The organism is Enterobacter ludwigii (assembly GCA_023023105.1).
Taxonomy (GTDB): Bacteria; Pseudomonadota; Gammaproteobacteria; order Enterobacterales; family Enterobacteriaceae; genus Enterobacter; species Enterobacter adelaidei.
Map to the genome: position 1 here is coordinate 1,778,266 of CP083824.1, position 16,362 is coordinate 1,794,627.

At 50.6% G+C, this 16,362-nt stretch carries 17 protein-coding genes; 3 read left to right on the forward strand and 14 right to left on the reverse strand.

Features of this window, described 5'->3' with window-relative positions; genetic code table 11:
* Positions 1-167 precede the first annotated feature (167 nt).
* Positions 168-1,397 carry an HDOD domain-containing protein gene (locus LCD46_08460; protein UOY72327.1) on the forward strand — a complete coding sequence of 410 codons (1,230 nt, stop codon included), beginning with the start codon at positions 168-170 and terminating at the stop codon, positions 1,395-1,397.
* 47 nt (positions 1,398-1,444) lie between these two features.
* Here LCD46_08460 and potD read toward each other — a convergent pair whose 3' ends face one another.
* From potD to potA, 4 genes are read right to left on the reverse strand one after another with little or no spacing between them, the layout of a single operon-like run.
* Complete coding sequence (gene potD / locus LCD46_08465; protein ID UOY72328.1) at positions 1,445-2,479, reverse strand: spermidine/putrescine ABC transporter substrate-binding protein PotD; 1,035 nt, start codon at positions 2,477-2,479, stop codon at positions 1,445-1,447.
* Positions 2,476-3,267 (reverse strand): spermidine/putrescine ABC transporter permease PotC, encoded by a 792-nt coding sequence (potC, locus tag LCD46_08470; protein ID UOY72329.1) that lies wholly within the window; start codon positions 3,265-3,267, stop codon positions 2,476-2,478. The genes potD and potC overlap by 4 nt, the downstream gene beginning before the upstream one ends.
* Positions 3,264-4,121, reverse strand: coding sequence for a spermidine/putrescine ABC transporter permease PotB (gene potB, locus LCD46_08475; GenBank protein ID UOY72330.1), 858 nt, complete (start codon positions 4,119-4,121; stop codon positions 3,264-3,266). The genes potC and potB overlap by 4 nt, the downstream gene beginning before the upstream one ends.
* Complete coding sequence (gene potA / locus LCD46_08480) at positions 4,105-5,253, reverse strand: spermidine/putrescine ABC transporter ATP-binding protein PotA (GenBank protein ID UOY72917.1); 1,149 nt, start codon at positions 5,251-5,253, stop codon at positions 4,105-4,107. Before potA ends, potB begins: the two co-directional genes overlap by 17 nt.
* 237 nt (positions 5,254-5,490) lie before the next feature.
* Between potA and pepT the strand changes: the two genes are divergently transcribed.
* Positions 5,491-6,714 carry a peptidase T gene (gene pepT, locus LCD46_08485; protein UOY72331.1) on the forward strand — a complete coding sequence of 408 codons (1,224 nt, stop codon included), beginning with the start codon at positions 5,491-5,493 and terminating at the stop codon, positions 6,712-6,714.
* 96 nt (positions 6,715-6,810) lie between these two features.
* A complete protein-coding gene (locus LCD46_08490; protein UOY72332.1) occupies positions 6,811-7,302 on the forward strand; it encodes a transposase in 492 nt (163 codons plus the stop codon).
* Positions 7,303-7,395: 93 nt separating this feature from the next.
* Here the strand turns inward: LCD46_08490 and LCD46_08495 are convergent, their stop codons facing one another.
* The 10 genes from LCD46_08495 to LCD46_08540 form a co-directional block, all read right to left on the reverse strand.
* Entirely contained in the window at positions 7,396-8,517 is a 1,122-nt protein-coding gene (locus tag LCD46_08495) for a cupin domain-containing protein (protein ID UOY72333.1), read from the reverse strand.
* A gap of 91 nt (positions 8,518-8,608) precedes the next feature.
* Positions 8,609-10,072 carry a two-component system sensor histidine kinase PhoQ gene (gene phoQ, locus LCD46_08500; GenBank protein ID UOY72334.1) on the reverse strand — a complete coding sequence of 488 codons (1,464 nt, stop codon included), beginning with the start codon at positions 10,070-10,072 and terminating at the stop codon, positions 8,609-8,611.
* The gene (gene phoP, locus LCD46_08505; GenBank protein UOY72918.1) at positions 10,073-10,744 is read right to left on the reverse strand and encodes a two-component system response regulator PhoP; all 672 of its coding nucleotides are present in this window, start codon (positions 10,742-10,744) and stop codon (positions 10,073-10,075) included.
* A gap of 73 nt (positions 10,745-10,817) precedes the next feature.
* Positions 10,818-12,104: a site-specific integrase gene (locus LCD46_08510; GenBank protein UOY72335.1), complete on the reverse strand. Its 1,287-nt coding sequence runs from the start codon at positions 12,102-12,104 to the stop codon at positions 10,818-10,820.
* A complete protein-coding gene (locus LCD46_08515) occupies positions 12,104-12,319 on the reverse strand; it encodes an excisionase family protein (protein ID UOY72336.1) in 216 nt (71 codons plus the stop codon). Before LCD46_08515 ends, LCD46_08510 begins: the two co-directional genes overlap by 1 nt.
* 61 nt (positions 12,320-12,380) lie before the next feature.
* Positions 12,381-12,620, reverse strand: coding sequence for a DUF4060 family protein (locus tag LCD46_08520; GenBank protein ID UOY72337.1), 240 nt, complete (start codon positions 12,618-12,620; stop codon positions 12,381-12,383).
* Positions 12,607-14,475: an exodeoxyribonuclease VIII gene (locus LCD46_08525; protein ID UOY72338.1), complete on the reverse strand. Its 1,869-nt coding sequence runs from the start codon at positions 14,473-14,475 to the stop codon at positions 12,607-12,609. Before LCD46_08525 ends, LCD46_08520 begins: the two co-directional genes overlap by 14 nt.
* 223 nt (positions 14,476-14,698) lie before the next feature.
* Positions 14,699-14,971 carry a hypothetical protein gene (locus LCD46_08530; GenBank protein ID UOY72339.1) on the reverse strand — a complete coding sequence of 91 codons (273 nt, stop codon included), beginning with the start codon at positions 14,969-14,971 and terminating at the stop codon, positions 14,699-14,701.
* A 67-nt stretch (positions 14,972-15,038) separates the two neighbouring features.
* Positions 15,039-15,224, reverse strand: coding sequence for a hypothetical protein (locus LCD46_08535; protein UOY72340.1), 186 nt, complete (start codon positions 15,222-15,224; stop codon positions 15,039-15,041).
* Positions 15,225-15,907: 683 nt separating this feature from the next.
* Positions 15,908-16,327 carry a helix-turn-helix domain-containing protein gene (locus LCD46_08540; protein ID UOY72341.1) on the reverse strand — a complete coding sequence of 140 codons (420 nt, stop codon included), beginning with the start codon at positions 16,325-16,327 and terminating at the stop codon, positions 15,908-15,910.
* Positions 16,328-16,362: the final 35 nt, after the last annotated feature.

Below are 16,362 nucleotides of genomic sequence, written 5' to 3' on the forward strand. Positions count from 1 at the left end.
GTAGAGTACCAGGTATATTTAATTTAAATTTCAGGATTTCAAATCCTGTTAGTTAGTGTGGATGCTTTTATTTTGTGCATTCAATCAAAATAGTACTCGATAATGCTCGTTATCGTCGTGTAGAAAGAGGATGCTAATAAATATAAAGTTGTAGAGGAGGATGGGATATGTACGGATTTATCGCGCGACAACCCATTTTTAATCCTGATATGAATACGGTAGCTTATGAGCTGCTTTTCAGAGATGGGATGACAAACCGTTTTCCGGATGTGTCGGCGGAATATGCCACCTCCAGAATGATATCCGACCAGTTTTTATGTGTGCCCTCTCAGCGCATCGCCGGGGCGCATGTGTCGTTTATTAATTTTCCTTCCAGGATGGTCATTGACCGCAGTGGAGAGGCGCTTGATAAAGAGAAAGTGGTCATTGAGATCCTGGAAGATGCTGTTCCAGGGGAAGATCTATTGCTGGCTGTCAGGGAAATGCATGCGCACGGATACCACTTCGCACTTGATGATTTCACCCTTGCTCCGGAGTGGGATGCTTTTTTACCCTATATTTCAATACTGAAATTCGATGTCAGAAATTATTCCTTAGCGCAAATTAAACAGTATCTGAATGAACGTAAACACCTGACCGGACATATTAAATATCTCGCTGAAAAAATTGAGACTAAAGAGGAATTCAAACTATACCGGGATGAAGGTTTTTCTCTTTTTCAGGGATATTTTTTCTGCCGTCCGGAGGTGATTAAATATAAAAGATTATCGCAAAATCAGCTGGCTATTTTCCGTCTGCAAATGGAAGTGGGACGCAATAAACCTGATTTTCGGATCATCGAGTCGTTGATAAAAACCGATCTCACCTTGTCGTATAAAATCATGCGCTATATGAAGCACACCGCATTTAAACATGTCGGCGCCTGTAATTTCAGTAAGTTAACCCTGAGTGAAGTGCTCAGATATCTCGGGGAAAACCAGCTCAGGCGGTTTGTTGCCGTCGTGCTCCTGGCGAGTGCGGGGAATGATACCGTCAGCGAGCTTTACCCGTTGAGCATGATGCGCGGAAAGTTCTGTGAACTGATTGCAGAGAAGATGAACGAACCGACGCTGGCTGAAAATGCCTTCATGTGCGGTCTGTTTTCACTGCTTGATACTCTCCTTGAACTGCCGATGGCTGAGCTGATGAAGCAAATCGCGGTGCCACAGAGTGTGAGCAATGCGCTGTGCCATCATGAAGGGCAGTTATCGGATATGGTTACGCTTTGCCGTTATTATGAGCAGCAGCGGTGGGACGATGCGACCAGAGTTCGTCAGGCGCTTGGGCTGTCAGATGAGGATGTGGTCGAGGCAATGCGAAGGGCAACACTCTGGGCGGGGGAGAATGCCGTGAGTTAAACGCTTCCTCACGCCGTACAGACGGCGTGAGGAAGAACGCGGTGTGTTTATCTGCCCGCTTTCAATCTCTGGTAGTACTCCTCGTAAAGGCGGCTGGCGTCACCGACATCGTTTTGCCATTCACCTTTGCTGATGGTTTCGGCATCCGGGTAGAGCGACTTATCATTAGCCACTTCAGGCTTCAGCAGCTTGCGTGCGGCCAGGTTGGGCGTCGGATAGCCAATCGTCTCAGCAACCTGTTTAGCCACGTCCGGGCGCAGCAGGAAGTTAATCAGCTTCAGAGCACCATCCACGTTTTTCGCATTGGCAGGAATTGCGAGACTATCCATCCAGAAGATACCGCCTTCTTTCGGCCAGACCACCTCAAGCGGCGTACCGGCCTGGCGGGCGACATACGCTGAGCCGTTCCAGACCATGCCCAGGTTCACTTCACCTTCCATATACGGGTTTGCCGGGTTATCAGAGTTGAAGGCCGCCACGTTAGGCATCAGCTTTTTCAGCTCGGTATACGCCGCTTCAATCTCTTTTGGATCCGTCGTGTTGCCAGAGTAGCCCAGCTTGCGGAGCGCAACCTGGAATACCTCGCGTGCGTCGTCGGTTAACAACAGGCTACCTTTATACTCCGGTTTCCACAGATCGGCCCAGCTAGTCACCGATTTCGGATCGACGGCCTCGCTGTTAACGCCAATCGCAGTTGCTCCCCAGATATATGGAATGGAGTAGTCGTTATTTGGGTCGAACGGCTTGTTGAGCATCTCAGGATCGAGGTTTGAAAAATTGGTTAGCTTCGTTTTATCGATCTTCTGGATCATGCCCTCTTTGCGCATTTTATCGACAAAGTAGGTGGAAGGAACCACCAGATCGTACGCGCCGTCTTTGTAGGTTTTGAGCTTGGCGTACATGGTTTCATTCGATTCGTAGGTCGAGTAGATAACCTTGATGCCCGTCTCTTTGGTGAACTGTTCCAGCAGGCCCGGCGGCACATATTCGGTCCAGTTATAGAAGTAGAGCGTTTTGCTGTCATCAGCGTGTGCCGCACCCATGCCAAGCACCAGCGCCGCAGCGGCGAGCATTTTTTTCATTTCATTGTCCCCTGAGATTTTGTTTTATCACGAGCAATAACCTGGCTGGCGATCACCAGAACCAGCGAAAACACCAGCAGAATGGTCGCCAGCGCGTTCACCTCAGGTGAAACGCCGACTTTTACCATCGAATAGATTTTCAACGGCAGAATTTCATAGCTCGGCCCGGTCACAAAGGAGGAGACGACAACATCATCCATCGACAGGGTAAAGCTGAGCAGCCATCCAGCAGCCACGGCGGGCATCGCCAGCGGCAGGATGATTTTGCGCAGGATGGTCATCTCGCTGGCGCCCAGATCTTTCGCCGCCTCCAGCATGCGCACGTCAAAACCTTTCAGGCGCGCAAAGACGGTCACCACCACAAACGGCAGGCAGAAGGTGATATGGGAAAACAGCAGTGACCAGAAGCCAAGCTGAACGCCCAGCAGCATAAACAGCACCAGTAGCGAAATCGCCATGACGATATCGGGTGACATCATCACCACAAATAGCATGCCGCTGACGAACGGTTTGCCGCGAAAGCGATAGCGGTAGAGCGCCACGGCGGTAAGGGAGCCAATCAGCGTCGCGAAGGTGGCGGAGAAAATCGCCATCGTCAGCGAGTGCTGAGCGGCCTGCAGCAGGCTGTCGTTGTTCATCAGCAGGCTGTACCAGTTGGTGGTAAACCCCTGCCAGTTAATCCCGAAGCGCGAACTGTTAAACGAGTTCACGATCAAAATGATAATCGGGATATAAAGGTAAGCGTAAATGGCGGTCATAAAACCGCCGCGAAGCAGTCGACCGATCATTCGAGTTCTACCTTCTTGTTCAGCAGCCTTGAAGCGCGCCAGTAAATCAGCAGCATCAGGCCCATTACCACCGTCAGGGTAATGCTGGTGGCCGAGCCGAACGGCCAGTCACGGATGTTGAGGAACTGGCTTTTAATGACGTTACCAATCAGCAGGTTTTTCGCTCCGCCCATCAGGTCAGAAACGTAAAATAGCCCCATCGCCGGCAACATCACCAGCAGACTGCCCGCGATAATACCGGGCATGGTCAGCGGGATGATAATGCGGGTAAAGGTCTGCAGTTTATTGGCACCCAAATCTTTAGCCGCTTCAAGCAGGGGTTTATCCAGCTTTTCAATGCTGGAGTAGAGCGGCATGACCATAAACGGCAGCAGGATATAGACCAGTCCAACGATCACCGCGCCCGGCGTAAACATGATGCGCATTGGCGTATCAATCACCCCCAGCCACAACAGAAACTCGTTGAGATAGCCTTTAGTACTCAGGAAGATTTTCAGCCCGTAGATGCGAATGAGCGAGTTGGTCCAGAAAGGCACTATCAGTAAAAATAGCAGCACCGGGCGGACCTTTTGCGGCAGATGCGCCAGAAACCACGCAAATGGATAACCGAGCACCAGACAGGCAACGGTGGCGAACAGCGCCATATTGAGTGAATGAAGAAGCACGTCAAAATAGAGCGGATCGAGCAGGCGCGCGTAGTTTTCCAGCGTAAAGACCAGCGAAACGAAGTTTGTATCGTCACGGGTCAGGAAGCTGGTGGCAATGATCATCAGGTTGGGTAAAAAGACAAATAACACAAGCCAACCGACGATAGTGGCAATCACCACATTCTGGAATTTACTTGTGTTCTTCATCAGCCAGTACAACCTCCCAGCTTTCTACCCAGTTGATAACCATTTTCTGGTCGAGAGAGTGGTCGAAGTCAGGATCATCCTCATTAAAGAACTCGCTGACCATCACCATTTTGCCGTTCTCCAGTTCGACGACGGATTCCAGCGTCATCCCTTTATAGTTCCGCTCGCGGATATAGCCGATAAGCCCCTCAGCCTCCGTATTACCGTGAATTTCATCGACACGCAGATCTTCCGGCCGCAGCAGAACGTTGAGTTTTTGTCCCTTTTCGACGGGGAAATTCACCGTGATATTGCACTCGCGACCTTCAACACTGGCGCGCACGCGCTGGTCGTCCAGACGTTCAATCACCGTGGCATTGAAGATATTGATCTCACCAATGAAGCTGGCGACAAACAGATTTTTCGGCTCTTCGTAGATTTCGCGTGGGGTACCGTCCTGTTCGATTTTGCCGTCGCGCATGACCACGATACGGTCCGACATGGTCAGCGCCTCTTCCTGGTCGTGGGTCACGAACACAAAGGTAATGCCAAGCTTGCGCTGCAGGGCTTTAAGCTCGTTCTGCATCTGCTTGCGTAATTTGTAATCCAGTGCTGAAAGAGACTCATCCAGCAGGAGCAGACGCGGTTTATTCACCACGGCGCGGGCGATGGCCACACGCTGCTGCTGACCGCCGGAAAGTTGATGGGGCTTACGCTGTGCGAACTCTTCCAGTTGCACCATACGCAGCGCGTCAGTGACACGCTGAGGGATTTCGCCGGCCGGCGTTTTTTGCATGCGCAAACCAAATGCCACGTTCTCGAACACGGTCATATGCGGGAAAAGCGCATAGCTCTGAAAGACGGTGTTAACGTGACGATCTTCAGCGGGGACCTGGGTAATATCCTGGTTTTCAAGATGGATTGTGCCGCTATCGACATTTTCCAGCCCGGCAATAAGGCGTAGTACGGTTGTCTTGCCGCAGCCAGAGGGGCCCAGCAGCGTGAGGAACTCACCGTCATTGATGGTCAGGTTGAGCTCTGAAATGACCTCTTTACCATCAAAACTCTTACGAATTCGTTCCAGTTGCACCAGCGGTGAACGTGAACGGGATTGTGTATTCAATTTTTGCGCTGTCCCATATAGACGCCTCAGGCAGCAGACTGAAGCGGGGTTTGTGTGTAACCACCTTGGTGACTCGTAATGAGGGCGGACATTCTACGGTAAACCACTGGAATCGCCAATCCTTGTCACTGATTCATAAGCTACATTTACTAGCGTATAACGATATAAACGGAAAATATTCTCGTTTGCGGGATAAAAGTGACCTGACGCAATATTTGCGTTTTGATGCTTATTGATAATGTTGTCACAAAAAGTGAGGGTGACTGCATGGATAAATTACTTGAGCGTTTTTTACAGTACGTTTCGCTGGATACCCAATCTAAACCGGGTGTCCGCCAGGTGCCGAGCACCGAAGGCCAGTGGAAGTTATTAAACCTGCTTAAAGAGCAGCTTGACGCCATGGGGCTGGTTAACGTCACGTTAAGCGATAAAGGCACTGTGATGGGAACGCTGCCTGCAAATGTCCCGGGCGATATTCCGGCGGTTGGTTTTATCTCCCATGTCGACACCTCTCCGGACTTTAGCGGCAAACACGTGAACCCGCAGATTGTTGAAAACTACCGCGGCGGTGATATTGCGCTGGGCATTGGTGATGAAGTGCTCTCTCCTGTGATGTTTCCGGTGCTGCACCAGTTACTCGGCCAGACGTTGATCACCACCGACGGGAAAACGCTGCTGGGGGCAGATGACAAGGCGGGGATCGCGGAAATCATGACCGCGCTGGCGGTACTGAAGGGTAAAAATATTCCACACGGTGATATCCGCGTGGCATTCACGCCTGATGAAGAGGTCGGAAAGGGGGCGAAACATTTCGATGTGGAGGCCTTCAACGCGAAGTGGGCTTATACCGTCGATGGTGGTGGTGTAGGTGAGCTGGAGTATGAAAACTTCAATGCCGCATCGGTGACGATCAAGATTGTCGGGAACAATGTTCATCCAGGCTCCGCCAAAGGAGTGATGGTGAATGCGTTGTCGCTGGCATCACGCATTCATGCGGAAGTACCTGTAGAAGAAAGCCCGGAGCAGACGGAAGGCTATGAAGGTTTCTATCACCTGACCAGCATCAAAGGCACCGTAGATAGCGCGCAGATGCACTACATCATCCGCGATTTTGACCGCAAAGCGTTTGAAGCGCGCAAGCGTAAAATGATGGAGATCGCGAAGAAGGTTGGGAAGGGCTTGCACCCTGACTGCTATATCGAGCTGATCATCGAAGACAGCTATTACAATATGCGTGAGAAGGTGATGGCGCATCCGCATATTATTGATATCGCCCAGCAGGCGATGCGCGATTGCGACATTGAACCGATCTTAAAACCGATTCGTGGCGGCACTGATGGATCCCAGCTGTCATTTATGGGGTTGCCTTGCCCGAACCTGTTTACCGGTGGCTACAACTACCATGGCAAACACGAATTTGTGACGCTGGAAGGGATGGAAAAAGCAGTGAAGGTGATTGTGCGGATAGCGGAGTTAACCGCGAAGCAGTAAGACATTGCCCGGTGTCGCTACGCTTACCGGGCCTACGATCAGAATGTAGGCCGGGTAAGGCGCAGCCGCCACCCGGCGTTAAGGCAAGGAATGCCCATGTCAAACTATCGTCGCCTCTACATCCCCGGTGGAACCTGGTTTTTCGCCGTCAACCTGCAAAACCGCCAGAGTGATTTGCTTACCCGCCATATCAATAGCCTGCGTTCCGCCACTTCAACGGTTAAACGAGCTAAACCCTTCACCATCAACGCCTGGGTTATCCTTCCTGAACATATGCACTGTATCTGGACCTTACCGGAAGGAGACTGTGATTTTTCGGCTCGCTGGCGGGATATCAAAAAAACGTTCAGTCGTAACATTGAAATGCGTCACATCTGGCAGTCGCGCTTCTGGGAACACACCATCCGTAACGAAGAAGACTATCGGCGGCATATGGATTATATCTACATCAACCCGATGAAGCATGGTTATGTTAGCAAAGTTATCGACTGGCCGTATTCAACGTTTCATCGTGAAGTACGGGAAGGGTTGTATCCGGTGGATTGGGCTGGAGAGATTGAGGATTTTGCAGCGGGTGAGCGCAAATAATAATGCCCGGTGGCGCTGCGCTTACCGGGCCTACGGGATCGAGCTTTTGTAGGCCGGGTAAGGCGCAGCCGCCACCCGGAAAATGTTTACAACTCAGTCCTCAAAGAACCAGTACCCGCTGTTTACAAGCGCAGAGAGCATCGCGAGGAAAGAGGGATCTTCCAGCGCATCGCCGAAGGTATCAGCAGTCAGCACCAGATGGCTGGCGATGGCGTCGAGGGCAGGACGGTGTGGTGAATCCAGCTTCTCGCCATTGACGAACACCTCTTCGCCAATCCGCAGAACGCGCAACCCGCCCAGACGAACCAGCTTGTCGCCCTGTTGCAACGCATCATAAATTTCATCGGCCTGATACGGAGGTTCTGGCGGCGCAACGTCCAGCTCATGACGCGACTGGCTGATAAACTCACCAAACCACTGACGGAAATGTTCGGGCTCGTTGATCAAATCCAGCATCATGCCGCGCAGTTTATCCAGCTCTTCTGGCAGAATATCAGCCGGGTGCTCGCGCGCTGGGACATCGGGATCGCTGTAACGATAACTGCCCAGCTCGCGTTGCAGAACATAGTCGGCAAAACCGCTGATCATCTCGCGACCGCTTGGTGCACGGAACCCGACAGAGTAGTTCAGCGAATTTTCCAGTGAATAACCTTCGTGCGGGAATCCAGGCGGAATGTAGAGAATATCCCCCGGCTCCAGCTCTTCGTCGATGATCCCTTCAAAAGGGTCTACCTGCAGCAGGTCCGGATGTGGGCAGTGCTGTTTCATCGGCACTTTTTCGCCCACGCGCCAGCGGCGGCGGCCAGTTCCCTGAATGATAAATACGTCGTACTGATCCAGATGCGGACCCACACCGCCGCCAGGTACGGAGAAGGAGATCATCAGATCGTCCATTCGCCAGTCAGGCAGGGCACGGAACGGACGCATTAATGCGGCAGTCGGCTCGTGCCAGTGGTTGACCGCCTGCACCAGCAGTGACCAGTTGTTTTCACCGAGATGATCATAGCTTTCGAAAGGACCGTGGCTGACCTGCCATTTCCCGTCCTGGTGGCTGACCAGGCGGCTGTCGACTTCGTTTTCCATGGACAGACCGGCCAGTTCGTCTGGAGAGATGGGGTCGATAAAATTACTGAACCCGCGTTTCAGAACCACCGGGCGTTTTTGCCAGTAACGTTCGATAAACTCAGGCCAGTTAAGTGTTAAGTGATAGTCCATATTTTTTTATTCCGCAGGCTCTTACTGACTCGGATTATAACGGAAGCTCAGGAGCCTGGGTGCGAGATCCTCGCATTTTTCACATAACGGGTTAACTATCGTTCAATATGGGCTGCTGACGACCAAAAATCACTTCCATTCTGGCGCCGCCCAGTAAGCTATCACCGGTTTCGATGTTGCCATCGTACTGGTCGACAATCTCACGTGCGACGGATAATCCCACTCCCTGGCCGGGACGCAGTGTGTCGGCACGCTGGCCGCGATCGAACACCATTTCACGTTTATTAAGTGGAATGCCCGGGCCATCATCTTCAACAATAATGTGCAGTTCGTTCTCTGTCTGACGCGCCGACACTTCTACAAACTCCAGGCAGTACTTGCAGGCGTTGTCGAGCAGGTTCCCCATCGCTTCCATAAAATCATTTTTCTCGCCGACGAAGCTGATCTCTGGCGAGATATCGAGGCTGATATTTACCCCTTTTCGCTGGTAAACCTTGTTCAGCGCAGACGTGAGGTTGTCCAGCAGTGGCGCTACAGGATGTAATTCGCGGCTTAATAACGCGCTACCCGAGCGCATACTGGCGCGATGCAGATAGTAGCCAATTTGCTGAGAGATACGGCTGATTTGTTCAAGCATCACCGGTTCAGCATCATCGACGCTGAGTTTTGAACTGCGCATTGAACGCAATGTGCTTTGCATTACCGCAAGCGGTGTCTTGAGGCTGTGCGTCAGGTCGGTAAGTGTGGTGCGGTATTTGTCATAGCGTTCGCGCTCGCTTTTCAGCAGGCGGTTGAGGTTCCGCACAAGGCTTGTCAGTTCACGCGTGGTTGCAGGGTTGAGCTTTTCACGGTGGTGTTCTTCCAGTTCGCGAACCTCTTTCGCCAGTGATTCGATGGGGCGCAAGCTCCACCACGCCGCCACCCACAGCAGTGGGATCACCAGCAGCAGATTCGCGGCCAGAACATAGATGAACCAGCTCCAGACCATATAAGAACGTTTCAGTTCCACAGGAATGGTGTCGATCACTACGATGGTCAACTGCGGCATGTTCAACGTCGCCGGATAAAGATTGATTGCAACTGAGTGAGTCATTTCCGTTTCGGCATCATCGGCGCGGATCTCATTCAGTTTCTGTTGCAGAGAGCGATCTTCACGAATCAGCGAGCTGGTGGTATTGAGATCGGCTTCAATTTCATGAAACCCGTTGGTTTTAAGCCACTCCGGACGAATGCTGTTGACCAGCCAGGGGATATCGCGCTGTGCCCAAAGCAATTTTCCCTTTTCGTTATAAATCAGGGCCAGCGTTGGACTCTGCTGGTTGAGGTTTTCCGGCATTTCAACGGTGATTTTGTTGTTTTCCCACTTTGCCAGGGTATAAAACAGATTACTTTCACCGCGCAACAGCCGGAAGGTCGTTTTATCGAAGCTGACGCTGTAGCCCACCAGCGCCACCATACCGTACGAAAGCGACAAGACCAGGACAACGGCGGCCGTTGCCAGTAAAAAACGAACCCGTAGCGAGAGGGGCAGTATGTGGCGCAAAATCCGTCTCATTTAGCGTAATTCGAACAGGTAGCCCTGACCACGAACGGTGGTGATCACGTCCTGTGAGTACTGCGCCTGAATTTTCTTACGCAAACGTCCCATTAGTACGTCAATGGTATGGCTCTCGCGCAGTTCAGCATCTGGATAAAGCTGGAGCATTAAAGAATCTTTGCTCACCACTTTGCCGTTGTTACGGATCAGCGTTTCCATAATGGTGTATTCGAAGGCGGTCAGCTTGATCACTTCATCGTTGATGGCTAATTCCCGCCGGGAGAGATCAACCTGGAATGGAGGGATAGAAATGACCTGCGAGGCCAGCCCGCTGTTGCGGCGTAACAGCGCCTGCATGCGCGCCGCCACCTCTTCAATATGAAACGGCTTGGTGACGTAATCATCTGCACCCGCACTGAGCACTTCGACCTTGTCCTGCCAGCCTTCACGGGCAGTCAGAACCAGAACCGGGAGAGAAACATCATGGCTGCGCCAGCGACGAATTAACGACAAACCGTCTTCATCAGGTAACCCTAAATCGACGATGGCGATATCCGGCAGGTGTTCATTGAGATAATAATCGGCTTCTTTTGCATCTTCGGCATCGTCCACCTGATGTCCCATCTCCTGAAGCTGTACTTTCAGGTGATGGCGTAGCAATGCATTATCCTCAACAACCAATACGCGCATCATCTCTTCTCCCTAAATTAATGGTATGAATAGTTTAACGCTGATTATGGAGTTTGGAACCAGCGTCATGAAATTAAATGACTTTTTTAATACTTCCAATCCCTTGGGGGCGTCCTGGGGGCAAAGCTGTCGGCATCTGATTGTTCAGCATGTTGACCTGATCCTGGTTCATATCTCCGATCCACTTCGAATACACCTCGTACACCATACGCGCATCCTCATGACCCATCTGGCTGGCGATAAAGGAAGGGTTAGCACCAGCCATAAGCGTCCAGCAGGCGTATGTGTGTCGGGACTGATAAGGATTTCTCTCACGTATTCCCGAAAGTTTAGTGCCCCGTTTCCATCCATACGAAATCGAGTTTTTGGAAAAAAAGCTCTCATTCACTGACGATTTCTTTTCAGGAGAAAACACAAAACGCAGATTTTGCGGCTCTGTTTTGCCGATTTCCCGGTGATGGAAAATGATCTGCTGCCTTGGGTTATTGCCGGTGATTTCGAACTGCTCTAGCAGCGCATCATGAGCAGGCTTAAGCAGTGTAATCGTTCTGATGCCAGCATCTGTTTTCGGCGGCACAAATACCCGTTTGTTTGTCAGGCTTCTTGATACGTGAATCTCACCTTTTCTCAGATCGATATCCTCCCACGCCAGAGCACAAATCTCGCCGGGCCTCATCCCCGTGTGGACGGCTACAATGATGATCAAAGCCAGTTTTCGGGGAAGGGCGGCAATCAGTGCCTGATACTCATGAAGTAGAAGCGGATCGGGGTCTGCCTTAGATAGCTTGAGCCTGGATACGCCCTCATAAGGAGCGTGTAATATAAACTGACTGCGATTCGCAAGCTTCAGCATTTCTGATAAAACCGCCATCTGTTTATTGACTGTTGAGGGCGCGCGTCCCTTTTTAACCAGATTAGGCATTGATGGGTTTAATACGCTGCCGGTCAGCAGCTCTTTACGGTAATTCAGGATATCGGCATGCTGAATATCAGCCAGAGGAGTATTTTCTCCCACAACGCGCTTCAGGGTGTTAACTGCAGATGTGAGAGACTGCAGTGTTGCCCCTGACACCTCCAGCGCTTTTGTATCAATGAAAAAATCGCTCAGCTCTTTAAACGTCGTGATCCGCTTAGTTGATGAGAATTTTTTAAGAGCCTTCGATTCAGGAAAGCGCGCTGCGTAGTCGAACTGGCCGAACTGGATCTCACTCACGATGACGGCGCGAAGGTTTCCCGCCTTCTTGATGTTGCTGCTGTTAACCACCCAGCCACGGAGAACTTCGCGGCAGCGAATGCCGCGATAGGTAAACGTGATCCTTATTTTTCCGTTATGAAGTTCAACGCCGGTTGGAAAGTTCATCATGCTTCCTGAATAAATCTATTAATCAGCGGAAAGTTGTACCAGACCAAAGCGCGTTTGCTTTCTCCACCGGGTACCGCGGGTACTCGCTTAAAATGAATCCCTTCAATCCAGCATCCGAGGCGATAAGCTTTTATTTGCCTGTCATCCAGCCCCGTTTTCTCAGTGAGCTTTCCCGCCACCATCCACTCTTCATCAAAAATGATTTGCGCCATGCTTAACTCCATGACGCCGCCACGATACCGCAGCGGCAGATAGTAATTTGATTGTCAGAAATCACCGATCAAGCCCGGGCAGACATTGGAGGCTCCTGGCGCGGGTCATTGCCGTGGCCACGTAACTACGTGGGCGGTTTACAACCTCAACCGTAATTTTTCTCCCCTGGATCCTGATGGTGTAAAATGTCTGTTTGTCGCTGCGACCATGCTCGCCATATTTCTCAAAATGGCATTTGAGCGCGGCGGCGCATGCTGGCCCGCCGATGCTGTCTCCCTTGCTACGGTTAATCAGACGCACTGGGACCTTCCTGATGGTTGATCACGCTGCGGGCAAGCCCGGCGGCCATAGCCGGTAATTCCTCATACTGATTGCAATAAGCCGGGTTGGAACATAAGCCCTGCAGCGCTGCAATGGTCAGCTGCTGCAGGTAGGTCACAGAAAGAAGCGGAGCGTTTGTTTCAGATGCTGGTTCGGGCTCTGCTTTCGGCTTTGCAGTAACTGCCAGCGGATCGAGCACGACAGATTTTGGTGGTTCCGGTCGTCGGTATTCCACGATCGCATCAAGAGCGATTTTCTGACGAACGCTAATTTCATCGGACCAGCTATCCAGCATGGTGGTGGCCACGTCGTGGATCTCCTCGTCGGTGAAATCAGGAGACAAGCAAAATTCTGTGGCGGTGATATCTTCCATCAGTAGCGGGATAACATCGGAAACGAGCTGGCCGGTGCATGCCACCGCTCTCTCTGCCTCTTCTTTCCCCATGATGTCGGTGCGGCCAGAAATCAGGTCATTCAGTGCATGCAAAATTGAAATTTCGCGTTCGCCTGGTGCTGGTGGTACTTCCTGTTTTGTGACTTCATTTGAGGAGGTGGTCTTTATCAGTGCATCGACAGAGAAGACACCTCCTCCCAGGTTCTCCACCTTCGGCTGGTCCGTGGGCTGCTGCACTGGCGATGAGCTCTGAGCGAATGCCTCATTGAGTTCTTTGTCGAGCTGCGCAGCTTTGGCAGGGCAAACTGCTGGCGGCTGAGTTTCGCTAGGTATAGGCGGTTTGGTTTCAGCATTGTTTTTCTCCTGCTTGATGTTGCCGCATGCGATATCAACAGTTTTTTGATCCGGTTTAGCGTGGTTAGATTCGACGAGGTTGCGGTTAATGTAAGCACGCAGATCAACCGGCCTAAGATACAGGTCTTCCGGAGCGGTTTTAATCAGCGCGATAATGGCTGCGCGGGAGAAATCCAGAATTCCAGGCGTGCCACGTAATTTATTCCACCATGCAGAAAAGCGAGGGTCTGTTCCTGCACTTTCGATTTCTTTGGCGCGGCGCATAATTTCGGATGGTATGGCGTAGATATCGAAATCCATAGCAACCGAGAGAATACCAAGCGCGGTTTCCAGACGGAGAGTAGCGAGATTATGCACCAGGTCAGGGCTGCGATCGGTAGGGTTACTGCCGCCAAGGTTGGCTGATGTGTCTGGCTGGATGTCAGGGGATACGGGCTCACGTTTGGCGGCCGGAGTATCAATCCACTTAGTGATCCCTTTTTTGATATCAGGCCATTGCGTTGAAACCTTCATGGTTTTGCGCACCCACGCCAGTAATTCTTCCTGCCGCTCACCGCTAAGGGCAAACACTCGTGGCTCCTTCACAAAGGCCTGGGCCAGTTCACGCTGGAAGCATCCATCGTCATCATTATTTAAATCCACAACCTGGCCGTACTGCGAATCGGTGATTTCCTCCACTGCGCCGAATAGGGCAAGGCATGCCGCGCGGGAGTCGTGATCGAGGTTGCGTACAATCTTCATGCCCGCGGTACGGCCAGTTTCGATAGTATCGGTTTCTGGTTGCGGTGCAGCAGCAGGTTCACCTGCATTCACATTCCAGATAGCCACGGTATCGAAAAAATCAGACGAGAAAACATCCAGCTCAGGGCAGGGTAAATCCTCACGGTGCTCCCAGATTTTCACCTTAAAATAATCATCAATATGTTCAGGGTGTTCAGACGCCAGCTTGCCGAAAATAACAGCTTCAGCAATAGCTTTTGTGGCCGAGTTTACTGCTGTAGCAAGCGGTTTTAAGTCTGGGTATTTTTTCAATGCTTTATCTTTTGGGAAATAAGCACCGCCGAAAACTTTTAATTCAACAGACATAATTACCTCAATTAATTTTTTGGTGAATGATGTTTAGCGATATGGTTTTCGAATAACGCGCTTTACATTTTTTAACGCGTTACGCTTTTCTCTTTTTTCATTGCATTGCTCACATAAATAAATCGTGCGCTTAAAGGGGTATATGTCTGTTTTCCTTTCGTGCATTTCCGATTTTTTATATTTATGGCAGCAAACAGCGCAATGACAAATGATGTCATCCATATCAGTTAAGTTGTTGGCGTTTGTGATCATAATAAGACATGCCACAAGCGTTCTGCGCTTCTGCGAAGTTCACAGACAGCAAGCTAATGTGCTCAACAGCGCAAACAGGGCAATGAAACTCACCGAGCACGTAGCCACCGTCAAGCACGACTGTTACAGGGCCTGATGATGGCAAATGAACTACGCCTGAAATGGCACCGTTAATATTAAAGGTAGCAATCTCTTTATTTACGATAACGAGATTCAGCTCAACGGTTGTAATGCTTACTTTCATTTTAAACTCCAGAGTTCAGGGTGTGAAAATCCCTGCCGTTTAAGGCATAGGTTTTAGATTGGTAAAATTAAATTACTTTCAAATTATTTCGCCATTCCTGATGAGGTTGGCGATGCACAACGAAATTTCTGTATTTCCGTAATACTTTCCAGGCGGCATGGCATCCGGCAACATCACGAAGAAATACTGAAGTGACGAGTTTTCCCTGTGCCCAGGCAATTTGTTGTTCCGGTGTTAATTGTGTCTTATCCATATATGAACACTCCACTATGAAACCAGCTTTAAAAAGGGTGGTATATGCATGGACCACGGGAAACGCATATACCACCAAAACTACACGTAGCCTCATGTTGCGATTGCCCACAACTGGAAGCGCATTCCGCCAGTTAACAAACCGATCCCCATCAGTGAAAAGAAGAATGCGCTTACATGTTGTGGACGATTCATCTGCCCTGGTTCGGCGGCGCCACCTCGCCAGGGCAGATGTAAAGGGCAGTTACGCTGCCATGCGGCTTATTGGTCTGTGCAGGTATTTCAAGTCCTGCATCGCGGGGTTTGCTCTCCGCCCCAGGTTCTCCCCGCTATGCTTTAGCGCGCAACCTGAGAAAACCGCCTTCAAGACTTTGGCTTACGCCACATTCAAGAAACTGCCTGGACGAACTCGGAAAAGCTCAGTGCTTCTTCACCCTCAGCCAGACTGTTGAAATACTCTTCGTATGCTTTTTCCATCTCGAACCCCTGTTTGCTACTTTGCTTGGCTAATCACCCTTATCGCCGGGTAGGCGGAACGTTTACTGATTACTGCTGTTAAGTTTTGATAACGCTGATTGTTATTTAAACCTAACAAATCGTCAAGTTTAAATTTCGCAAAACCTAACGGAAGGGGTATGGAAAACACAAAAAGGCCGCTGCTGGAGCGGCCTATGGGGTGGAAAATTATTTGATGTCGAGGTTTTTGAGGATCTGCAGGATTTCTTCTTTGCTTTTGGTTTTTATGAGGTCATTGAACGTTTCATCATAGTCCTTGACCTTATCCCGCAAATTGATGATGTGTTGCTCTTTCTCTGCATTAGGAAGCTTATCGAAGAGCTCTAGAAGCTGATGCTGCTGTGGGGATAACAATCTGTAGGATTCGGCTGATGGTGGTTCATACCCCTCATCCCCCTTAATGATCCAGCCTGGCTCCACGTTCAGTGCTGCAGCTAGTTTGAATAGGTTATCGCCCCTCGGTGAGGTTTCATCACGTTCCCACTGAGAGATTGTGACATGGGCAACCCCAGCCTGTTTACCTAGGCTGCGCTGGGTATATTTCAAGGCAGAGCGTCGCTCTTTTATACGCTGACCGATCGTTTTCATAGTTCGGAAATCCTAACGCGCATTGACTCTTTTTT